Here is a 22,019-nt window from a genome sequence, read left to right as displayed (position 1 = left end):
GCGCCCACCAGACGGACGGGAGGCACGGTGCGGGCCCGCACCGTGCCTCCTGTCCGTCATCTGGTCGGGTCTCAGGCCGCTGGTTCCGCGGCCTCGCGCTCCAGCCGTGCGATGCGCCGGAGCGCTGCGCGCTCCGTCCCCGACTGGTTGCCGAGCACGCCGCCGATGCCGTCCAGGACCATGCCTGTCGCGCGTCCGACGGGCAGCTCCACCGGGCCGATCGCCGCCTGGCGCAACCCGAGCATCGATCGGTGCCGGGGGTCGAGGGTCGACACGGCACCCTGGAACAGCGCCTGGTAGCCGGGCCGCAGCATGCGGGCGAGGGGCGGGTTGCGGATGAAGCGGACGACCTCGCGGGTGCGCGGTGTGACGGCCAGCTCGCCGCGGTCGAGGTAGCCGTCCATCTGGGCGCGGAGTTCGGCCTCGCTGCGCGGCGGGTCCTCCACGCGCATGAGTTCGCCGGCGGTCGCCCACTCCCGGACGTAGGCGTCGGCGCATCCCGGGATCGGGTCTCCCCACCGCTGGGCGCTCCTGAGGAACGCGTCGGTGAAGGCGAGGTGCACCCACCGCGCCAGGTCCGGGTCGTTCGCGGTGTAGTCCCGAGTCCTCCCGTGCCCGTCGACGTACTGGCCGTGGACCTTCTCGTGCAGCCGGAGCACCCACTGGCTCGCTCCCCTGGCCGTCGCGGTGTCCCCGTGCGACACCGTGTAGATCCAGCGGATGGTGCCGGCGAGGCGGCCGAACGGGTCCTCACGGTAGCGGGAGTGGTCGGCGACACCCGCGAGCGCCCCCGGGTGCAGCGCCTGGACGAGGAGCGCACGGACACCGGCCACGATCGTGTGGTTGCCGCCGTGCACGGACCAGGTCGCCGACCCCGGTCCGAAGAAGCCGGCGTCGGTGCCCTGCTCGAGCTCGTCCACCCACTCGGGTCGACCGGTCGTGCTGCCGGTGAACGTGGCCTGGAGGCGGGAGCGGAGTGCACCGGTGACGAAGGACATGTCCTCATCGTGCGCCGCCCGGCGGGGTGTGTTCCCAGCCCGCGGTCGGGCACCCCGCTAGGTTGGGCGGGTGAGCATCGACACGCCCCGTCCCTGGCTTGCCGCCTACGCACCAGGAGTGCCGCACGACATCGAGGAGCCCACCGGGTCGCTCTTCGACCTCGTGGAGCAGTCCGCGAAGCGGTTCCCGAAAAAGGTCGCCCTCGAGTTCTTCAAGCGCACGACGACGTACGCCACGCTCGAGGACCAGATCGTCCGCGCGGCGAACGGCCTCCGCAAGCTCGGCGTGACCGCTGGTGACCGGGTGGCGCTGGTGCTGCCGAACTGCCCGCAGCACGTCGTGGCGTTCTACGCGGTGCTGCGGCTCGGGGCGATCGTCGTCGAGCACAACCCGCTGTACACGCCGCGCGAGCTCCGGCACCAGTTCGAGGACCACGGCGCGAAGGTGGCGATCGCGTGGGACAAGTCCGTCGCGACGCTGCAGGAGTTCCCCGCCGACGTTCGACTGGACGCCATCGTGTCCGTCGACCTGACGAAGGCGATGCCTCGGAGCACCCGGCTCGCGCTGACGCTTCCCGTGGCGAAGGCCCGGGAGTCCCGCGCGAAGCTGACGACGAAGGTCCGCGGCACGACGAAGTGGGACGACCTGGTGTCCTCCCGCCGGCTGTCCCGCAAGCACGCCCGGCCGTCCACCGACGACACCGCGCTCATCCAGTACACGTCCGGCACCACGGGGACGCCGAAGGGTGCCGTCCTGACGCACCGCAACCTCATCGCGAACGCGGCGCAGTCCCGTGCATGGGTTCCGCAGATCCAGCCGGGCGACGGCAGCGTCGTCTACGCGATCCTGCCGATGTTCCACGCCTACGGACTGACGCTGTGCCTGACGTTCGCGATGAGCATGGCCTCGCGGTTGGTGCTCTTCCCGGCGTTCGAACCGGATCTCGTGCTCACCGCGATGAAGCGGCACCCGCCGACGTTCCTGCCCGCCGTGCCGCCGATCTACGCCAGGTTGCAGCATGCCGCCGACTCCAAGAAGGTGTCGCTCAAGGGCATCGAGATCGGGATCTCCGGGGCGATGGCGCTGTCGAAGGACGTCGTCGAGCCGTGGGAGGCGCGCACCGGCGGTTACCTGGTGGAGGGATACGGCCTGTCCGAGTGCTCTCCGGTCATCATGGCGAACCCGGTGTCCGACGCCAGGCGGCTCGGCACCATCGGCCTGCCGTTCCCCTCGACCGAGGCCCGTGTCGCCGACCCGGACGAGCCAACCCGGGTGCTCGGCACGGACGAGCCGGGTGAGCTGCAGGTCCGCGGGCCGCAGGTGTTCAGCGGCTACTGGGGCAAGGCGGAGGCCACCGATGAGGTCTTCACCGCGGACGGCTGGTTCCGCACCGGGGACATCGTCGCGATCGACGCCGACGGCTACGTCCGGATCGTCGACCGGCTCAAGGAGCTCATCATCACGGGCGGCTTCAACGTCTCCCCGACCGAGGTCGAGGACGCCCTGGTGAAGCACCCGAGCGTCCGCGAGGTCGCCGTCGTCGGCATCACCCAGGCGGGCAACGAGCAGGTCGTCGCCGCGGTGGTGCCGCGCGACCCGTCCTCGTTCGACGCCGAGGCCCTCCGTGCCTACGCCCGCGAGCACATGGCGGCGTACAAGGTGCCGCGGCGGATCGTCGTCGTGGAGGACCTGCCCCGCTCGATGATCGGCAAGGTGCTGCGGCGCAAGGTGCGCGACCAGATCCTGGGCGAGTAGGCGGCGGGGCGGGCGCGCGGGGCCGACTCGGAACGACAGACTCGCTGTCGTACGACAGCGAGCATGTCGCTCCCACGCGTCCGCAACATCCGGTCCGCGCAACGAACGACAGGGTCGTCGTCGTACGACAGCGGCGTTGTCGTTCCGAGTCGAAATGCGGCCGTCGCGCCGAGTCCGCAACCGGGCACGCGCCGAGTTCCGACGCGCGAGCACTCAGCGCCGCGACGCCCGCCCGGGCACCGCGAGCAACGCCAGCCCGAGCACGACGAGCACGATGCCGCCCCACCCGACGACCCCGAGGTGCTCCCCCACGACCAGCACCGCGAGCACCGCTGCCACGACGGGCTCGAACAGCGACAGCAGCGTCGCGGCCGACGCCGTCACCGTCCTGAGCCCGACCGCGTACAGCGAGTGCCCGATCACCGTCGGCACGAGCGCCAGGTAGAGGAACACCGGCCAGTCCGACGGCACGACGAGGTACTCGTGACCGGACACCACGACGAGCACCACGAGCGGCACTGCGGCGAGCCCGAACACCGCGCCGACGAGTCCCCGTCCGTTCGGCCCGACATGCGAGACGATCTCGGCCGTCGGCCCACCGGGCACCGGTGCCCGGAACGTGCCCATCCCGCGGGCGATCGCCCACGAGTACAGCGCATAGGTCAGTCCGGCGAGCAGGGCGGCTCCGAGACCGATCGCAAGCGACCCGGACGAGCTCGACGACGAGCGGGAGAGCGTCACGACGACCATCCCGATGACGCTCACGACCGTGGCGAGGACCCACCGCCGCGCCACGGGACGACGCTCCGCGACCCACTCGACGAGTCCGGCGAACACGGGCGACGAGCCGATCGCGATGGTCGTCCCCAGCGCGACACCCGCGTCGGCCAGCGCCGCGTAGAACGCCACCGCGTACACGGCGAGCGCCGCTGCCCCCAGCCAGACCCAGCCCCGCGTCCCCGGAGCGACCACGGCACGGAGCGTGGCACGACCGGCCAGGCCGGCGAGCACGAGGCCACCGAGGCCGAAGGTCACGGCACCGAACACGAACGCGGGCACGCCGGGAGCGAAGTGCGTCGCCGTCCCGGTGGTCCCCCACACCGCCGCGGCGACGACGACGGCGGCGATGCCGCCGACCGGGTGGGAGGCTCGGCCCGCGTCGACCGCGCCCGTCACGACACGTGCACGCTCGGTCGGCGGTTGACCTCGGGTTCGGCCTCGCGCAGGACCTCACGCGTCACCGGAGCGACGTCGCCGACGCCGGTGAAGACGAAGCGGATGGCGTTCCGGATCGGGCTGCCCTCGTTCCACTCGAAGTAGATGCTCGGCACCACGCCGGCGATGTCCCGGATCGCGAGCAACGTCGACGCGATGGTGTTGGGCACGTTGCCGGATCGGACCCGGAGCACCCGGAACCCGTGCACCACGTGCCCCTCGATGACGAGGTCCTCCTCGAAGTCGGACGAGTCGGCCGGGAGCACCTCGAGGAACATCGTCGGGACGCGGGCCGGGATGCCGGAGTCGCGTCGTTCCTCGCGCCCCTTCGACCGGTAGGCGGCCGCCGTTCCCGCACCCGGTTCGTTCGCGATGATGCACACCGAGCTGAACTGGTCGGCGTCGGCCTCGACGAACTGCCTGGCGGTCGCGTCGAGCTCGATCGACGACGCCCGGAGCTCGAACGACCGTCGCACCCGGGACACCAGCGACACGACCACGATCGCGATGATGAAGACCGCGGCGATCCGCACGCCGTCCGGGCGTTCGATGACGTTCGCGATGGTCGTGTAGACGAACACCACGGCGATGATGCCGAAGCCGATGGTGCGTTTCTTCTGCTGCTTGCGCCGGGCCGACAGGGTCACCGCGACGGCGGCGCTCGTGATCAGGACGAGCACGCCCGTGGCGTACGCACCGCCCTGCGCGTCGACGTTGGCCTGGAAGATGATCGTGATCACGAAGGCGATGAGCGTGAAGATGATGACCAGGGGCCGGGTCGCCCTCGCCCACTGCGGCGCCATCCCGTAACGGGGCAGGAACCGGGGCACCAGGTTGAGCAGTCCGGCCATCGCACTCGCGCCGGCGAACCACAGGATCGCGACCGTCGAGAAGTCGTACACCGACCCGAACACGCCGCCCAGGTACTCGTGCGCCAGGTACGCCAGCGCGCGTCCGTTCGCTCCGCCGCCCGGCTGGAACTCGTGCTGCGGGATCAGGAAGGTCGTGACGATCGACGAGGTGATGAGGAACGTGCTCATGATCACCGCGGCGACGGTCAGCAGCCGCTTGGTCCCGCGGATGCGGCCCTCGGGGCGGGGGCTCGTGCCGTCGGCGGCGTCGCCGCGGACCTGCGGCATCACCGCGACCCCGGTCTCGAACCCGGACAGGCCGAGCGCGAGCTTCGGGAACACGATCAGCGCGATCCCGATCATCACGAGGGGGTTGCTGTGCTGTGCGGTCAGTCCGCTCCACCAGTCGCTCGCCACGGTCGGGCGCTCGAACACGTGCCAGAGCGAGACGGCGACGACGACCGCGTTGAGCGCCAGGTACACGGCGACCAGGCCGACCGCGATGCCGATCGCCTCCTTGAACCCGCGCAGGAACACCACGCCGAGCAGGAGCAGCAGCGCCAGGGTCAGCGGCACCGGGATCTCGGTGAACCAGTGCGGCGTGAAGGGATTCTCGGCGATGTGGGCCGTCGCGTCCGCGGCGGACAGGGTCATCGTGATCATGAAGTCCGTCACGGCGAACCCGAGCAGGACCAGCACGAACAGCTTGCCGGCCCACCAGGGCAGGAGCTTCTCGAGCATCATGATCGACCCGGCGCCGCGGAAGCTGTCCTGGGCGACGCGGCGGTAGACCGGCAGCGCGCCGAAGAGCGTGACGAGGACGAGCACGATGGTCGCGATCGGCGAGAGCAGCCCGGCGGCGAGCGCCGCGATGGCCGGCTGGTAGCCGAGCGTCGAGAAGTAGTCGACACCCGTGAGGCACATGACCCGCCACCACGAGTGGGTCTTCTCGACCTCGACCTGGTGCGGACCCTGGTGGGACGCCCCCTGGTCGGAGCCCTGCAGCATCCACCGCCGGACCCGCGTGGTGCGGTCCGGACCGGGCTCGGTGGCGTCGCGGGCAGCAGCCTGTTCGCCGGCACGCTCGGCATCTGTCGCGGTCATGGGCCCTCTCGCGTCGACGGTTCGACACGATCGTAAGCCGCCGCGGCTACTTCGAACTGATCCGCGTGTACTTGTTCACCGCCCACGGCACGAACACGACGAGCATGACGGCGATGCCGATGAGCACGGTGGTGATCGGGTGCTGCATCGTCCAGATGTCGGGCACCGGTGCTGACCCGACGTTCCCGAAGAGCTCACGGGCCGCCTGCACGAGGGAGGACACGGGGTTCCACTCCGCGAACACGCGGAGCACGAGCGGCAGCGTGTCGCTCGGGACGAAGGCGTTCGAGATGAACGTCAGCGGGAACAGGATCATGAACGACGCGTTGTTGATCACCTCCGGCGTCTTCACGCTCATGCCGAGCAGTGCCATCACCCAGCTGAACGAGTAGCTGAAGAGCAGCAGCAGCGCGACGCCGGCGAGGAACTCCAGCGGTGAGGAGTTCACCCGCCACCCCACGAGCAGGCCGGTGAGCATCATGATCACCATCGAGATCGTGTTGAGGACGAGGTCGCTGTTGGTGCGGCCGACGAGCACCGCGGACGACGACATCGGCAGCGTCCGGAACCGGTCGATCAGCCCTTCCTTGAGGTCCTGCGCCATCGCAGAGCCGGAGAACGTCGCGCCGAACACGACGGTCTGGGCGAAGATCCCTGCCATCAGGAACTGCGTGTAGTCGGTGCCCTGCACGGCGATGGCCCCGCCGTAGACCTGACTGAACAGCAGCACGAACATGATCGGCTGGAGCACGGCGAAGACGAGCATGTCGGGCGAGCGCTTGATCTTGATGAGGTTGCGCTTGGTGACCGTCCAGCCGTCCTCGAACCACACCGCGACGGGTGAGGTGACGACGACCGGCAGCTGCCGGCCCGGCGTGGTGACGACGGCGGTCATCGTGCCGCCTCCTTCTGCTTGGCGGCCGGCGCGTCGTCGGCATCGTCCTCGGTCGCGGCGTGCCCGGTGAGCCGGAGGAACACGTCGTCGAGGGTGGGGCGGCGCATGCCGGCGTCGTGGAGTTCGATGCCGGCCTCGCCCAGGTCGGCGAGCACGCGCTGCAGCGCCGTCGGGCCGGCTTCCACCGCGATCGCGTGGGTGCGTCCGTCGCCGGATGCCTCCACCTCACCGACGCCGTAGCGCCGGAGCACGGTGACCGCAGCGTCACCGTCGGTCTCGTCGACCAGCGTCACGACGACCCGGTGTCCGCCGACCTGTGCCTTGAGCTGGTCGGCCGTGCCCTCGGCGATGACCCTGCCGTCGTCGATCACCGCGATGTCGTCGGCGAGCCGGTCGGCTTCCTCGAGGTACTGCGTCGTCAGGAGCACGGTCGCGCCGTCGGCGACGAGTCGCTCGATGATGCCCCAGAGCGACAGTCGGCTGCGGGGGTCGAGCCCGGTCGTCGGTTCGTCGAGGAACAGCACGCTCGGGTTCATCACGAGGGCACCGGCGAGGTCGATGCGCCGACGCATACCGCCGGAGAAGCCCTTCACGGGGCGGTCCCCCGCCTCGGACAGGTCGAACACGTCGATGAGCTCGCGGGCTCGGGCACGGGACGCCTTGCCACCGAGGTGGTACAGCCGGCCGATCATCTCGAGGTTCTCGAACCCCGTGAGGTTCTCGTCGACCGCGGCGTACTGCCCGGACACCCCGATCGACCGACGGGTCGCCTGGGGGTCCCGCACGACGTCGACCCCGGCGATCGACGCCGTGCCGCTGTCGGGCTTGATGAGCGTCGTGAGCACCTTGACCGTCGTGGTCTTGCCGGCGCCGTTCGGCCCGAGCAGCGCCGTGACGGTGCCCTGCGGCACGGACAGGTCGAGTCCGGCCAACGCGTGCACCGGCCCGGACTTCGATCGATAGGTCTTGGTCAGCCCGGAGGCTTCGATGATGGCCATGCCGCTCCCTCGTCGAACATGGAACAGTCCAGTGGGTCGGTGCCGGATCGAGCGGGAGGGTCAGGCGTCGAACCCGCCGAAGTCGCCACCGAAGTCGTCGAACCCACCGCCACCACCGAGGTCGGAGCCGCTGTCCCACGACGCGTTGTCGAACCCGCCGCCGTCGGATGCGCCGCCGTCACCGGAGTCGCCCCCAGTGTCCCCCGAACCACCGTCACCCGCATCCCCCGATGCGTCGGTGCCGCCGTCGAAGCCGGACGGATCGGGCAGGAACGCGCTCATCAGCGTCGAACCGATGACGTACCCGGCGACGGTCCCGAGGATCGACGCACCGAGCATGCTGCCGAACGACGGCCCCTGACGCTGGCCGAAGGCACCGCCGGCACCGCCGCCCATCCCGCCGAGCGACCGCTCCATGAACCCGGGCTGTCGGATCTCGGACCGCGTGGCCGACTGCGCGAGCGATCGCGGGTCGTTACCACGGGGTGCGTCGCCGGCCGGAGCCGTCCGGGTGAACTCGTCGTAGACCATCTGGCGCTGCTCGGGCGTGAGCCGCTCGAAGGCCTCGGCGTGCACCTCCTCGATCCGCTCCGGCGGCGCGGTGCGCAGCAGGTAGCGGTAGCGCTCGACGGCCTGCTGGTCCTCGGTCCGAGCGCCAGGACCGGAGGCAGCACCAGGACCGGAGCCAGCACCAGGACCGGAGCCGCCGGGAGCGCCGCTGGCGGGCGGGGCCGCGTCGTACGACTGCTGCCCGTACCGGTAGCCCTGCTGCTGCCCGTTCCACCCCTGCTGCTGCGATCGGTCTTCGCGGCCGAGCAGTCGGTCGAGGAATCCCATGTCGATGCTCCCAACGTGATCCGGGCACGGTGCCCGTGGAGTGCAACAGTAGGGACGCCGGACGACCGGTGACTGTGTGCACGCACAGAGTTCGGTGAACGAGGAGGATGACACCATGACCGACCTCGACGAGCTCCGCCGACTCCGCCGTGCGCGGAGCCGGATGGACCGCGAGTACGCCGAGCCCCTCGACGTCCCCGCCCTGGCCGCGTCGGCGTACATGTCCACCGCGCACTTCAGCCGGCGCTTCCGCGACGCCTACGGCGAGACCCCGTACGCCTACCTGATGACCCGGCGGATCGAACGGGCGCAGGCGCTGCTCCGCACCGGGGACGTGACCGTGACCGAGGCGTGCATGGCGGTGGGCTGTACGAGTCTCGGGTCGTTCTCCTCGCGCTTCACCGCCCTGGTCGGCATGACCCCTTCCGAGTACCGCGCCGCCGACCACGAGGCCCTGTCGGGCATGTGGAGCTGCCACACGATGGTGGTGACGCGCCCGGTGCGAGCAGTTTCCGAGAAGCACGGGGCGCGGACGCCCGCCTAGGGTCGGTCGCATGACCATCCAGATCAGCGGCGTGCACGTGCTCGCCGACGACATCGACGCCGCCGTCGCCTTCTACCGCGACACGATCGGCTTCTCCGTCCGCAACGAGGTCGAGAACGGCGGGCACCGCTGGGTGACCCTGGTCAGCGACACGCATCCCGACCTCGAGCTCGTCCTGTCCGAGCCGCACGCCGGCCGCTCCCAGGAGGACGGGGACGCCCTCGCCGCCCTCCTGGCGAAGGGCGCGCTGTCGATGCTCCAGCTCCGCGTCAGCGACCTCGACGCGGTCTTCGACCGCATCACCGCGAGCGCCGACGCCGAGGTGCTCCAGGAGCCCACCGACCAGTTCTGGGGCGTCCGCGACGCGGCCGTCCGCGACCCTGCTGGCAACATGGTCCGGATCGCCCAGGCCTGAGCAGGTCCGGAACCGGACCGCAGGCGGACGGGAGGCTCGTGGCGGCCCCGCCACGAGCCTCCCGTCCGTCCTCCACACGTCAGGGACGCACCGCACCCACCCAGACCGCGTGCAGTTCGTCGGCCGCACCCGGGTGCGCCACCAGGAACGGCGCACCCACCGGCGGGAACCCCTCGACCGGCCCGTCGACGGTCATGACGACGCCACCGGCCTCGTGCACGAGCAGCACGGCCGCACCGTGGTCGATCGGGTCGAACGCCGACACGCACCCGCCGATCCCCCGCCCCGCCGCGACCTGCGCGATCGTCAGCGTGCCGGAACCCTGGACGCGGAGCGTGCAGGACCGCGCGGCGAGGGCGTCGAGGAACGCGCCGAACCCCGGCCACGGCAGGGGTCCGTCGAGCTCGGTCCCGACGACCGCGCCCGCCAACGATCTCGGGGTGTCGTCGAGCCGGAGCTGCCGGTCGCGGATCACGGCGCCGCGGCCCCGACGCGCCTCGAACACCTCGCCACGCCACGGATCCGCGACGACGCCGACGAGCGGACGCCCGCTCCGGGTGAGACAGAGCGAGGTGCTCGTCCACGGGACGCCGTTCGCGAGGTTCGTCGTCCCGTCCACCGGGTCGAGGTACCAGCGGTGCTTGTCGCCTGGCGCATCGCCGTACTCCTCGCCGGAGAAGCCGTGCGTGGGGAACGCCGCGCGGACGCGACCCCTGACGTGCTGCTCGACGAGCCGGTCGACGTCCGTGACGAGATCGGCCTCGTGCGCCTTCGTCGTCACCGAGCCGACCGGGTGCTCCCGCGTGTACGCGATCACCTCGTGCGCGATCCGGTGCGCGAGCGCCTGTGCCCGCGAGGCCACCTCGGCCTCGGTCGCCTCGTGGTCCGGCTCCGGCCACCCGTCCCGTTCGGCCGCGGCGAGCGCTGCACGGACGGCGGCGAGGTCGTTCGTGGTGATCGAGTCCGCGCCGAGACGAGCCGCCCAGATCGCCGGCTCCGGTGCGTCCACGGTCCACACCGAGACCTGCAGGCCGAGGTCGTGGGCGGCCCCGACGGTCCTCGGGGTGAGGAAGGCGACGTCGAGGTTCAGCGTCGACGGCCCGAGCGCCACCAGGTCGTCGGGCGTCGGCGGGTCGAGCGATGCCCACGCCAGCCAGACGTCCGCGTCCGGGAGCACCTCGCGCACCGCAGCCACCGCCTCCTGCGCTCCGCACCACGCGACGGCGACGGCGGCGCTCGAGGAAGCCACCGTGCGTGCGGCGACGCGGGCGTCCTCGGCGTCGGTGAGGTCGATCAGCAGGGACGACCCGCAGCCGTCCAGCCGTTCCAGCACCGCGTCGAGCCGCGGGATGCGGTCGAGACCGTTCCCGAGCCGGGCGACGTCACACCACGGCACGTCCGCCACCCGACGCGCGTCGCCCCACATCCGGCCGAGCGTCTCGTCGTGCAGCAGGACGGCGACACCGTCCGCCGTCCGCCGGACGTCCACCTCGATCACATCGGCGCCGAGCGCCTCGGCCACCGCGACGGCCGGCAGGGTGTTCTCGCGGCGGACCCGCGGCGCGCCACGGTGCGCCACCAGGCGCGGCATCCGGACGGACGGGAGGCTCGGTTCAGCTGGACGACTCCGGGTCGCGTCCGTCGTCGTCATGGCTCTGCCCTCCGTGGAGACTTCCGTCCCGCGTCGTCACGGTTCGGTCTCGCATCGTCGCGGATTCGGTTGAACACCAGGTTGCCGGGTGCCCCACCGGGAGGTGAACTCGTTGCCGCGTCGTGCCTGCGACAATGAGGCGGTGACCGATCGCACCTGGGGCTGGCTCGCAGCCGTCATCGACGTCGTCCTGATCATCGTGTTCGCACTGATCGGCCGGTCGTCCCACGGCGAGGCGTCCTCGTTGGTCGGACTGTGGACCACCGCGTACCCGTTCCTCGCGGGATGGGCGATCGCCTACGTCACGAGTGGTGCGTGGGCCCGCCCGCTGCGCTTCTGGCCGACCGGTGTCGTCGCGTGGATCCTCACGGTGTTCGTCGGCATGGCGATCAGGGTCGCGACCGGGCAGGGCGTCGTCGACGGCAACCCGCTGCCGATCTCGTTCGTCATCGTCGCGACGATCGTGCTCGGGGTGTTCCTGCTCGGGTGGCGGGCGATCGCGCGGGGTGTCCTGCGGGCCGTCGCGCGGCGACAGCAGCGGTCGGCGCCGGCGGTCGAGGACGACCCGGCGAACGACGACCCGTCGACGGAGCCCTCGGCCGGTGTGACGCCGGGCACCTGAGCGGACGACCAAGAGTTCGTCGATGGTTGGATTCGTCGTATGCGTCGATCGAACGTGATGTGGCTCGTGTTCCTGTTGATCGGACTCGTGTTCGGCGCTGTTGCAGTCGTCCTCCTCACGAGCGGCGCCCCAGGCGTGTTCGGATGGATCGCGGTCGCCTGCAGCGTGATCATCCTGGCGAGCACCGCGGTGGGCTACCGACGTTCCCGCTTTTGTCCCTGATCGCCCGGGGCGCCGGACGTCAGAACAAGCCGCCGCGTGGGGCGTCGCCGTCGAGCCCCCGGAACATGTCGGACACGAGCGCCTCGATCTGCGGCTCGACCAGACGTTCGACGGCTTCGGCGATCCGCGGCCGGTGGTCGATGAGGGCGAGGCACACCGCCGTCCCCGTCGAGCGGGCGCACTCGTCGGAGAGGTCGATCTCGTGCCGGAGTGCCGCCTTCGCCTCGTCGGACAGAGGCTCGCGCGGTGCTGCGTCCGACGATGCCCCGGTGCCGGCGAGCTCGCCGAGCGTGAAGAGGAACGGTGCGCCCTCCTGCGGCTGCGGGTCGACGTCGAGCCCCTGGAACTCGGGCGAGAGCCCCTCGGCCGGCTGGTACCCGGCGTCGCGCTTGCGGGCGGCGGCGCGTTCGAGCTCCCGCTGCAACAGCGGGAGGTTCTTCGCCGTGTAGTCGTCGACGGAGTCCTCGATGATCGTCGAGATCCGACCGATCAGCGCGTGCTGGACGGGATGCGGCACGTCGGGCCCGAAGCCCGCGGCGCTGGCGATCGGCGACCCGGTGCACTTCCGGCAGATGCGGGTGCGTGGCCGGGCGGTGCCGATCTGCCAGCGCGGGAGCCAGCGCAGCCAGACGTCGACGGCGTTCCGCACGCGCCCGTCGATGCCGTCCATGTCCCCAGGGTATGCGCGACTCCGGGGATCCGGGGCTAGGAGATGGGTTCGGTGACGAAGTCGATGAGCTCCTCGACACGACCGAGCAGCTGCGGCTCGAGATCGGCGAACGTCCGCACCTGCCCGAGGATCCGCTGCCACGCCCTGGCGATGTCGGCCTGCTCGGCGTGCGGCCACCCGAGCGACTGGCAGATGCCCTTCTTCCACTCGATCGACCGCGGGATGGTCGGCCACTGCTCGAGACCCACCCGTCCGGGCTTCACCGACTGCCAGACGTCGACGAACGGGTGCCCGACGACGAGCACGTGTGCGCCCCACTTGCCCCGCATCACGGCGTCGGCGAAGCGGGACTCCTTCGACCCGGGGACCAGGTGGTCGACGAGCACACCCACTCGGCGGTCCCGCGACGGGCGGAACTCCTCGAGCACGTCGGCCAGGTTGTCCACGCCGGAGAGTTCCTCGACGACGACGCCCTCAACCCGGAGGTCGGCGCCCCAGACCTTCTCGACGAGTTCGGCGTCGTGCTTGCCCTCGACCATGATCCGGGAGGGCAGCGCCACGCGCGCTCGCTGCGCCTCGACGGCGAACGATCCGGAGGCGGTGCGGAGGCGACCACCGTCGGACGCGTGGCGGACCGCCGGACCGGCACCGGGCCTCCCGTCCGATCCGGCGCGAGCCGGGGGTGCAGCTGCGGCAGAGCGCCCGACCGGCGCCTGCGGGCGACCCAGGGTGACGAGCTCGCCCTCGAGCAGGAACTGGCCGGTGAACGGGAACGAGCGGGTGCGGCCCTTCCAGTCCTCGAGGGCGATGGTGCCGGCTTCGAGGCCGACCACGGCGCCGGCCCAGCCGGAGGCGGGGTCCTCGAGCACCATGTCGCGTTCGAGCGGCACCTGCCGCACCTTCTTCACGCCCTTCGAGCGCCAGTCGCCCGAGAGCACGTCGCTGCCGTACCGGTCGTCGTCCACCCGCACGAGGGTAGCGCCCATCCTTCCGACTCTGGCGTGTACGTTCGTGTCATGGATCTGAAACTTCACTCGATGGACCTCGCTGAGCCCACGGACCGAACCCTTTTCGTCGAGTTCCTGACCACGAATCGATTTCCGTTCCACGTCTCCGCGTCGCCGACGCGAGGGGCCATTGAGAAACGGATCGACGACGGCGCCTTCGCCTCCCCAGAGCACGCGGTGTTCCGGGTCGACGTCGACGGTGCGCTCACCGGCATCGTCGTCCTCGATGACCTCGACGACGATGCGCCGATGATCGACATCCGCCTTGCTGAACCTTCGCGGGGGAACGGCATCGGGACCGTGCTCGTCGGCGCACTGGCCGATCATGTCTTCGCCGCGTTCCCCGACATCACGAGGATCGAGGCGCAGACTCGCGACGACAACGTCGCCATGCGGAAGGCCCTTGCGCGCAACAGCTGGGTGCAGGAAGCGCACTACCGCCGCACGTGGCCGGTCGACGGCGGTGCGCCGCGGGACTCCGTCGCCTACGGGATCCTGCGCGAGGACCACCTCAGCGGGACGACGACTCCGTTCCTGACTGACGTTCCGCGGAGGGCCTGAACGCAGCATCGAGCGTCCGTGCGAGTACGTCCGCAGCGGCGAGCGCCGACCGGTGGGCGCCCTCGCCCTCACCGATGAGTTCGACGATGTCGACACCCACGATCCGGCGTCGTGACACCAGTCGGCAGACGAGGTCGATGAGTTCGTGGGTACTGAACCCCCCGGGAACCGGGGTGCCCGTACTCGGCATGTGAGCCGGATCGAGGACGTCGACATCGATCGTCACGTGCCACCCGAGGTGCTGCGGGAGGTCCGCCAAGAGCTCATCGACGTCGGCGTCGATCGACGACCGTCCGCCCCAGACGACGGTCTTGGAGCCACCCTCGGGGTCGTCGTCCACTCGCTGCCGGATGCCGAACTGCACGATCCGCTCGACTCGCTCCTCACCGGCGATCCAGCTCATCACGTTCCCGTGGTGCAGCGAGGGCCGCCAGTTCCCGCGGGCCGGACGGAGGTAGTCCGTGTGAGCATCGAAGTGGATGAGACCGATCTCGCCCTCGGATGCCGCGAGGAGTCCCCTGACCACCGCATGGGTGATCGAGTGATCGCCACCGATCACGACCGGGAGCTTGCCGGAACCCGTGATCGCCTCCACTGCGCCGGCGAGTCGATCGAGCACCGGTCCGTTGCGCATCTGGACGACGTCGCCGATGTTCCCGATGTCGCCGATCCGCGCGCCGTCGAGCATGCGGCGCCCCAGTGCCGGATCCCACATCCCGCGGTCGGAACCGGGTGCGAACAAGCTGGCAGCAACCCGTCGGACGGCATCGGGGGCAGTCTTCGAGCCGCTCTGTGCGGAAGCACCGGCGTCGTATTCGACCCCGACGACGACCATGTCGAGCCCCGGATCGCTCACCGCGTGACCGAGCGTCGTCATCGGCACGCCGAACAGCCCTCGAGGGGCTTCGCCGGAACCGGGTGCGTTTCCGTGAGGACGGAGCAGACCTCCTTCGACGAGGGAGGTGATGGCGCGGAGAGCTGGCTCACGTGCGGGTTCGGGGAGGGAGCCCAGGGCGACGGACGGTGCTGTCGGCACCGCGAAACGTGAGAGGAGCGCGTGCGCACTGCGGCTGAGCTGCAGCTCCGTGCCGGTTCCGGGCGACCACAGCGTCATCGTCCCGTCTATGTCGGCACTCCGCACGACGAAGCCTTGGTCGACCGCGAGGACGTCATCAGCGTTCATGGTTTCCTTCTTCGGTTCGGGAGGTCCACTGCCGGTGGAGTTCGGCGAACAGTCCCCCGGAGTCAAGGAGTTCGCGCGGCGTGCCGATCTCGCTGACCCGACCGTGTTCCATGGTGAGGACACGGTCCGCATCGAGCGCCGCGCTCATCCGGTGCGCGATGGTGACGACGGTCCGCCCTCGGAACACCGCTGCCATGTCGCGGTCGAGCACCCGTGAGTCGTCCACGGACAGATGCGAGGTCGACTCGTCGAGGACGACGACGTCCGGGTCGCGGAGGACCACTCTCGCGAGCGCGATCCGCTGCAAGTGGACGGGATCGATCGATGTGGCCTCGAGTTCCACGTCGAGCCCATCGACATCCGTCGGTGCCCCTGCGAGCGCGAGCGCAGCGAGGAGTTCCCCGTCCGACGCCGATCTCGCCGCCAGCGCGAGGTTGTCGCGGAGCGTGCCGCTGAAGGCATGAGGGTCCTGGCTCACCATCATCCGCTTCGCGGGGGCACGGGACTCGCGGCCCACCGCGATCCGTCCGGTGTCGGGGTCCAGCGCACCAGCGATGAGCAGGCCGAGGGTCGTCTTCCCGGCTCCGGATGGCCCGAGCACCGCGAGGTGCTCGCCGTGCGCGATGTCGAGGTCGATTCCCGAGACTGCGGGCGGACCGTCGTCGTACGAGAACGACACATCTGCACAGTGGACGGCGCGCCCCGGCGTTTCGACGGGAGCGGTCACCATCTCGTCGTCGTCGTGCGAGGTCGCCACGGGTCGGGAAACGCCGGACATCCTCCGGAACGCGGCCCAGGCGAGTTGCAGCTGGTCCGACCAGTACAGGAGGTCGTCCAGCGGATCGACGACGAGCTGGACGTTGAGTGCGATCGCGACCACGGTCCCGACGCTCACCTCACCCTGTACGGCCAGCCAGCCACCCCACGTCGCCACCACCGCGAACGGGAGGTAGTAGCCGAGCTGCACGACGGGGAACCACCGCGACTGCAGTCCCAGTGTCACGCGCTCGGCCGCCTTGACCTCCCTTGCCCGGGAGTCGATGCGTCGGAGGAGTCGATCCCCTGTCCCGAGCAGTCCGAGCGTCCGAGACGCCGTGACGGTCTCGAGGACGCTGCCGTTGAAGCGCGCGTGACTCCTGAGCTCGGCCTCGTACGCGGACTGCGAGCGGCGGACGTACCATCGCGTCGACAGAACGAGGATGGGCAAGCCCACGACTGATGCGATGGCGACCCGCCAGTCGAGCACGAACGAGGCGGCCGTGGTGAAGAGGACGGTGAAGACCCCGACGAGCACCTCGGGGACACCCACGCGCACGCCTTCGGAGACCGCATCGACGTCGTTCGACGTCCTGGCCAGGACCTCTCCGCGTTCGGCTCGCTCCGTGACGCGGAGCGGGAGGCGGACCACACCTTCGACGACCTCGTCGCGGAGCTGCGCGAACACGTCCTCGCCGAACCGCCAAGACGCGTCCTGGGAGGCCACACCGAGCACGGTCCTGACGACGAGCACACCGCACAGGACGAGGAACAGCGCTGAGATCCGGTCCCACGGACCTCCCGCGGTGACACTGTCGATGAGCATGCCGAACAACACCGGCGCGCTGACCGCCGAGCCGACCGCGAGTGCGTGCCACCCCAGCATGAGTGCAAGGCGACGACGATGCGACCTGACCACCCGACGGATCGCCCCCCAGGTCTCGGTCGGCCCTGCGACGAGGAGCGGTGCGTTCACCGGAGGCCCTCTCGCTCGGCTGCGGCCCCGACCGCTCCCGACACGTGGACCGACTGGTCGAGGACGGCGACGCGGTCGGCGACCGCGAACACCGATGGAGCCTGCGAGCACACGATCGTGGTGCGGCCGGCACGGTGGCGCGCAAGACGCTCGACCAGGCGCCGCTCGGTGACGAGGTCGAGCGACCGTGTCGGCTCGACCAAGACCAGCACCTCGGTCTCGACGGCGAGCGCCTGTGCCAGCAGGAGTCGACGGACCTGCCCGCCGGACAGGTCGCGTCCCCCCTCGCTGACCTCGCGATCGAGGTCGTCACCGATGAAGTCGTCGGCAGCCGCGACCCGGAGCACGGCGCGGGCATGGTCGTCGTCCTGGGCGCCGAGGATCTCGCGCACGGTGCCGGAGACGAGGCGTGCGTCGGAATCGAGCATGACGGCATGCCTCCTCACCGCTCCCTCGTCCCATTCGGACCAACGCGTCGGGCCGACGTATGAGCACGTTGCGTCGGCTTCTCCGACCAGGCGGGAGGCGACGGAGCGGAGCGTCGCGAGCTCCACGCCGGTCACGAGCAGGAACTCGGGCGAACGGGCCACCACACCGCTCACCTCGTCCACGAGGTCACCGGTCGGCGTTCCGTCGCGTCCGGTACGTGGCGGGTGTCCAGCGTCGAGCAGCGTCTGCTCCCGCCGTGCCGCGACGGCGATCGCAGGCACTTCGTTCCAGGCCCCGATGAAGGACCCGACAGGACCGACGAGGAAGACGCCGAGCCCGTAGTAGGTGACCAGATCGCCCGCCGTCTGGTCGCCGGAACGCCACTGCCACAGCGCGATCCCCAGGATGAGCAGGACGAATGCGCTCGGGATCGCGACCTGGACACCGGCGATGAGCGCGCGTCGACGCGCGACCGTGAGGCCCGCGAGACGCATCTGGGCGGACGCATCGCGGAACCGGCGGAGGAACACGTCCTCGGCGCCGATGCCGCGGAGGTCGCGGAGTCCACTCGCCGCGTCGGCAGCCAGTCCTGCGACGGCGCCCGCACGCGCGCGGTGCCGCTCGAGCGGCTGTTCGAGCAGGCCGACCAGTGCCGGCAGGAAGAGGGCGATGCACAGTGCTCCGACGATGATGGACCCACCGATCACCCAGGAGTTCGCGACAAGGTACACGCCGATCGCGACGAAGGTCACGAGCGACACGACCAACGACCGGGCCACGCCCACCACTCCGGCGATGGTCTCGGTGTCCGTCTCCGCTGTCTCGACGGCATCGCCGAGACCCACGCGCTCACCGATCACCGATCGGCTCGCCACGAGGTGCGCGCCGACTGCGCGCTTGCGACCGACTGCGATGTCGATCTCGGCGCTGCGAGCAACGGCGTGAGCGACCACCGACGACGCCACGCGAGCGACGACCACCAGTGCCAACACGCCGGAGGCGATGAAGACCGTGTCGAACCGTCCACGCTCGACTCCGTCGACGACCTGCCCGAGCCCGATCGGCAGGCACGCCTCGGCGAGTGTGCCCGCGAGTGCGAGACCGATGAGCGCGGCCAGCGCCCGTCGATGTCCTCGAAGCAAGGGACGGAGCGACGCGAACGTGTGCCCGAGTGCAGCCGTCGTGCCGCTCACAGTGCCAGCTCGATCGGTCGGACTCCGCGGAAGTGCCGCCGCACGGCATCCATGCTGCCGAGCGCGTGCAGGTCACGGAACAGCTCGATCACCCCGTCCATCGCGGGTCCGCCGCGCGCCCCGAGGGCGACCTTGAGCAGACACCTGAGATCTCGTTTGCGTGGCACGATCGTCTCGTGTCGATGGGACCGGAACCCGAAACTCGCGCCGAACTGCAGGTCCACTCCGCGGCGGTCCGCCTCGGTCCGGATCACCCCGAGGAGCAGGCGGTACCCGAGCAGGTCGTCGTCCTCGAGACGCAGGACCGTGAACGGGGCGACCCGCACCGAGCCGTCTCGTGTGTCCGCGCCCCGCGGTCGGTTCGCGGGATGGGCAACGGTCTCGAAGAGCCCCCGGTCGACGGAGAGCGCTCGCGCGAACGCCTCGTTGTTCCTCGCCACCAGCGCGACGTGGGTCCTGCGCCAATCCGGGTCGAGGAAGAACGAGTTGTCGAGCGCGATCGCCGAGCGTGGAGGGAGCGCGGCGCCGAGGACCGCGCGGGCGTTCCGCAGTGTCTCGGCGTCGGACACCGCAGCAGTCAGCGCGTCGTTGCGGTGGACCACGACTGCGCCGGCGTTCGCCAGCTCGAGCCCCAGCTGGTCGAGCTTGAGCGCCGAACGCGCCTCGATCACGGTCGCGGTGTCCGTTCCGGTCAAGGTCGTGAGGAGCTGCTGTTTCGGCCAGACGCCCGGCGTCAGGCTCGGGTCCACGATCACCGTTCGCGGAGCCCCCTGCGCTGCCCAGGCAGTGGACAGTTCGATGAAGTCGACGGTGTGGAGGTCCCAGTCGTAGCGGACCGGCTCGAGCACGACCACATCTGCGCGGGTTGCGACGAGTTCAGCCACCGACCGGCACCGTGACCAGGACGCAAACGACGTCGACACGAGCTCGATCAGCATCGTCGTCTCGAAGTAGTCACCCAGCAGGGCGACCTTCGGGAGCCTGCCGTGGACGGAGCGGAACTCGTACGCGGCGACGTGGAGCGCCACCGTGAGTGCCGCCATCCCGCTGCTGCACACGACTCCTGACGCCGTCCATCCGGTGATGTCGGGCTCCCCGTCCACCAGCCTGCCGTCGAGCACGGCGCTCGGGGCGCTCCGCTCGTAGCCGTAGTCGATTCCGGGATCCGCGTCACGACCGGACGGAGGACTCGCGAAACGATCCACCACGGAACGGTCTGCGCGACTCCGCAGCACGTGCCGGAGGTCGATGTACCTGTCGTGCAGGAAGCGCTCCTGCTCGCGGTGGTCTCCGGCCGCGTCCCCGGCCGCGAGGTTCCGGGAGATCCGCGCCATCCCTGACGGATCGAGCTGCGCGTTCTCGTCGAGCACCCGCTGGAGCAGCGTGCGTTCGAGCCCGAGCGCGCTCGAACTGTCGGCGTTCACCGCGTTGCCGCCATCTCGGTGTCGACCGGACGGAGTGCGTCATCGACGATCAGGTACTCGCGGAGGTTGCCCAGGAGGTTGAAATCGCGACGGTTCGTCATGGTGTAGGCGCCTGCGTTGGTCAGGACGAGCCGTTCCCCGACGGACACCGCCGCCATGTCGATGAGCGGACGTCCTGCGCGACCGGTCATCCCGAAGAAGTCGTTCTCGTAGAGCGTGTTCCCGGATACCAGCCGGGTGGACTTCGGTTGACGCTCGGGTTCGTCGAGCGGCACAGCGACCGGGAGGTGCCACGGGGCGTAGTTCCAGGCGGACGTGTCCACCTGCACAACCTCGGCGCCGTAGGCGGGATGTGCCTGCTCGATCGACTGGACCGTCGTCACGAGGTATCCATGCGGGCCGAGGACGGCTGCTCCGGGTTCGAACCGGATCGCCATCGGCCGCCCGGTCCGGGCACGCCACTGCGCGAGCAGTTCATCAGCCGTCTGGAGCGCACGCCGTGCCACGGCTCGATCCGCGTAGAAGTCGTAGAACCCGCCGCCGAAGTCGATGAGCTCCACGTGGGACATGGATTCCGCAACGGTGAGCGTGTACCGGAGTTCCCAGAGGAACAGGTGAGGGGACAGCTGCCCGGTGTGCAGGTGCAGCCGTGTGACGCGCAGCCGGTGCCGGGCCAAGACCGCGTGGACGGCTGGATCGGTGGCGCCGACCCCGAACCGGCTGTTCGCACCGAAGGAGTTGGCCGTGTCCAGCGTCTCGGGAATCGGCAGACGCAAACGGAGCCCGACGTCGGAACCCGACCGGGTCCTGCCGATCAGTTCCAGCTGGTCGATCGACGTCGCATCCAGGACGACACCGCGCTCAGCGAGCCGGTCGAGAGCTCCCTCGTCGGAGAAGCTCGGACCTGTCGCCGACAGCTCGTCAAACCCGACTGACACGGCGAGGTCGAGTTCGCGGACCGATGCACAGTCCGCGCCGAGTCCTGCGTCCGCGAGGTGCCGGAGCACCGCGGGCGTGTGGCAGGACTTCAGCGCGACGTTCAGCCTGGCGCCCGAGACCAGGGACACGTCATCGAGCATTCGTCCGACCGAGCGCATCGCGTTGTCGACGTCGTACACGAGAGCGGGTGTGGGGACAGTGAGCATGTGGTCGAAGACCGAGCGGTGCGGCGGGGTCACGACTGGATCGAGGTGCACTGAGGTCCTTCGCGGAAGCGGGTTCTGGTTGCGGAGCGTCCAGAGGCGTGGCGCGCCGAACCCGGCACGCCACGCCGTTGATCAGGACATCTGACGCGGGCGGCTTCCGCCCAGCGTCGAGAACTCGCTCGTGATCTCGATGACGTCACGACGCTCGACCGTCATCGCGGCTTCCGCGGTGTCGGGGACGACGACGTCCCAATCGCTGAAGTCATCGAGGGCGGCCAGAGCGGATTCGAGCTCGTTCACGGCAGTCGGTGACATGGCATTTCTCCTCTTGCGTATGAGCGAGGAGCACCTGAGCGACCCCCCGCCGTCCGTCCCGATCCACTCAGATCGGGTTGACGGAAATCTAGCGCCGGAGCGTGAAACATCACGCTCCTGAATTCTGCTTTCCATGAGTATTCTCAGATTCCGGTGGGTCGAAAAGAGGACATGGGGTGCGCAACGCAGCGGGCGCATCGCGGCCTCGCATGATGTGCGTAGGGTCGTGGTCATGCACCGTCGCGGAGGGGT

20 protein-coding genes are annotated in these 22,019 nt (G+C 70.2%); 5 read left to right on the top strand and 15 right to left on the bottom strand.

Annotated elements, in window-relative coordinates:
• Nucleotides 1–71: 71 nt before the first annotated feature.
• On the bottom strand, nt 72–998 hold the full coding sequence (locus tag QK288_RS08060) for an oxygenase MpaB family protein (RefSeq protein WP_281267285.1): 927 nt from the start codon (nt 996–998) through the stop codon (nt 72–74).
• Nucleotides 999–1,068: 70 nt separating this feature from the next.
• Between QK288_RS08060 and QK288_RS08055 the strand changes: the two genes are divergently transcribed.
• A complete protein-coding gene (locus QK288_RS08055; protein WP_281267284.1) occupies nt 1,069–2,754 on the top strand; it encodes a long-chain-fatty-acid--CoA ligase in 1,686 nt (561 codons plus the stop codon).
• A 213-nt stretch (nt 2,755–2,967) separates the two neighbouring features.
• Here the strand turns inward: QK288_RS08055 and QK288_RS08050 are convergent, their stop codons facing one another.
• Genes QK288_RS08050 through QK288_RS08030 form a run of 5 tightly spaced genes read right to left on the bottom strand, consistent with a single transcriptional unit; the run spans nt 2,968 to nt 8,654 of the window.
• Nucleotides 2,968–3,930 carry an EamA family transporter gene (locus tag QK288_RS08050; protein ID WP_281267283.1) on the bottom strand — a complete coding sequence of 321 codons (963 nt, stop codon included), beginning with the start codon at nt 3,928–3,930 and terminating at the stop codon, nt 2,968–2,970.
• A complete protein-coding gene (locus tag QK288_RS08045) occupies nt 3,927–5,924 on the bottom strand; it encodes an amino acid transporter (protein WP_281267282.1) in 1,998 nt (665 codons plus the stop codon). Before QK288_RS08045 ends, QK288_RS08050 begins: the two co-directional genes overlap by 4 nt.
• 46 nt (nt 5,925–5,970) lie before the next feature.
• Nucleotides 5,971–6,819 (bottom strand): ABC transporter permease, encoded by an 849-nt coding sequence (locus tag QK288_RS08040; protein WP_281267281.1) that lies wholly within the window; start codon nt 6,817–6,819, stop codon nt 5,971–5,973.
• Nucleotides 6,816–7,817 carry an ATP-binding cassette domain-containing protein gene (locus QK288_RS08035; protein ID WP_281267280.1) on the bottom strand — a complete coding sequence of 334 codons (1,002 nt, stop codon included), beginning with the start codon at nt 7,815–7,817 and terminating at the stop codon, nt 6,816–6,818. Before QK288_RS08035 ends, QK288_RS08040 begins: the two co-directional genes overlap by 4 nt.
• 60 nt (nt 7,818–7,877) lie before the next feature.
• Nucleotides 7,878–8,654, bottom strand: coding sequence for a hypothetical protein (locus tag QK288_RS08030; protein WP_281267279.1), 777 nt, complete (start codon nt 8,652–8,654; stop codon nt 7,878–7,880).
• Nucleotides 8,655–8,769: 115 nt separating this feature from the next.
• On the opposite strand from QK288_RS08030, the gene QK288_RS08025 reads away from it, so the two are divergent.
• Together QK288_RS08025 and QK288_RS08020 are read left to right on the top strand one after the other, a co-directional pair.
• Complete coding sequence (locus QK288_RS08025; RefSeq protein WP_281267278.1) at nt 8,770–9,198, top strand: helix-turn-helix transcriptional regulator; 429 nt, start codon at nt 8,770–8,772, stop codon at nt 9,196–9,198.
• A 10-nt stretch (nt 9,199–9,208) separates the two neighbouring features.
• Complete coding sequence (locus QK288_RS08020) at nt 9,209–9,613, top strand: VOC family protein (RefSeq protein ID WP_281267277.1); 405 nt, start codon at nt 9,209–9,211, stop codon at nt 9,611–9,613.
• Nucleotides 9,614–9,692: 79 nt separating this feature from the next.
• Here QK288_RS08020 and QK288_RS08015 read toward each other — a convergent pair whose 3' ends face one another.
• A complete protein-coding gene (locus QK288_RS08015; RefSeq protein ID WP_281267276.1) occupies nt 9,693–11,264 on the bottom strand; it encodes an inositol monophosphatase family protein in 1,572 nt (523 codons plus the stop codon).
• 142 nt (nt 11,265–11,406) lie between these two features.
• On the opposite strand from QK288_RS08015, the gene QK288_RS08010 reads away from it, so the two are divergent.
• Nucleotides 11,407–11,886 (top strand): DUF3054 domain-containing protein, encoded by a 480-nt coding sequence (locus tag QK288_RS08010; protein WP_281267275.1) that lies wholly within the window; start codon nt 11,407–11,409, stop codon nt 11,884–11,886.
• 241 nt (nt 11,887–12,127) lie between these two features.
• On the opposite strand, the gene QK288_RS08005 is transcribed toward QK288_RS08010, so the two are convergent.
• Together QK288_RS08005 and QK288_RS08000 are read right to left on the bottom strand one after the other, a co-directional pair.
• Entirely contained in the window at nt 12,128–12,778 is a 651-nt protein-coding gene (locus QK288_RS08005) for a spermidine/putrescine ABC transporter substrate-binding protein (protein ID WP_281267274.1), read from the bottom strand.
• 35 nt (nt 12,779–12,813) lie between these two features.
• Nucleotides 12,814–13,764, bottom strand: a complete 951-nt coding sequence (locus QK288_RS08000) for a DUF3097 domain-containing protein (protein WP_281267273.1) — start codon at nt 13,762–13,764, stop codon at nt 12,814–12,816.
• Nucleotides 13,765–13,794: 30 nt separating this feature from the next.
• On the opposite strand from QK288_RS08000, the gene QK288_RS07995 reads away from it, so the two are divergent.
• On the top strand, nt 13,795–14,346 hold the full coding sequence (locus tag QK288_RS07995) for a GNAT family N-acetyltransferase (protein WP_281267272.1): 552 nt from the start codon (nt 13,795–13,797) through the stop codon (nt 14,344–14,346).
• Here the strand turns inward: QK288_RS07995 and QK288_RS07990 are convergent.
• The 6 genes from QK288_RS07990 to QK288_RS07965 all read right to left on the bottom strand — a co-directional run bounded on the left by QK288_RS07990 (nt 14,297) and on the right by QK288_RS07965 (nt 21,767).
• On the bottom strand, nt 14,297–15,529 hold the full coding sequence (locus QK288_RS07990) for an arginase family protein (RefSeq protein WP_281267271.1): 1,233 nt from the start codon (nt 15,527–15,529) through the stop codon (nt 14,297–14,299). The two genes, QK288_RS07995 and QK288_RS07990, sit on opposite strands and share 50 nt — an antisense overlap.
• Entirely contained in the window at nt 15,519–17,171 is a 1,653-nt protein-coding gene (locus QK288_RS07985) for an ABC transporter ATP-binding protein (protein WP_281267270.1), read from the bottom strand. The genes QK288_RS07990 and QK288_RS07985 overlap by 11 nt, the downstream gene beginning before the upstream one ends.
• An 86-nt stretch (nt 17,172–17,257) precedes the next feature.
• Complete coding sequence (locus tag QK288_RS07980; protein ID WP_281267269.1) at nt 17,258–18,883, bottom strand: ABC transporter ATP-binding protein; 1,626 nt, start codon at nt 18,881–18,883, stop codon at nt 17,258–17,260.
• Nucleotides 18,880–20,307, bottom strand: a complete 1,428-nt coding sequence (locus QK288_RS07975) for a hypothetical protein (RefSeq protein ID WP_281267268.1) — start codon at nt 20,305–20,307, stop codon at nt 18,880–18,882. The genes QK288_RS07980 and QK288_RS07975 overlap by 4 nt, the downstream gene beginning before the upstream one ends.
• Nucleotides 20,304–21,503, bottom strand: coding sequence for a hypothetical protein (locus QK288_RS07970; protein WP_281267267.1), 1,200 nt, complete (start codon nt 21,501–21,503; stop codon nt 20,304–20,306). Before QK288_RS07970 ends, QK288_RS07975 begins: the two co-directional genes overlap by 4 nt.
• Nucleotides 21,504–21,584: 81 nt before the next feature.
• On the bottom strand, nt 21,585–21,767 hold the full coding sequence (locus tag QK288_RS07965) for a hypothetical protein (protein ID WP_281267266.1): 183 nt from the start codon (nt 21,765–21,767) through the stop codon (nt 21,585–21,587).
• Between the last annotated feature and the right edge of the window lie 252 nt (nt 21,768–22,019).

Source organism: Curtobacterium sp. 9128, assembly GCF_900086645.1.
Classification (GTDB): domain Bacteria; phylum Actinomycetota; class Actinomycetes; order Actinomycetales; family Microbacteriaceae; genus Curtobacterium.
The sequence above is the reverse complement of the archived record's forward strand: the minus strand, read 5'-3'. Positions and strand labels throughout refer to the sequence as shown.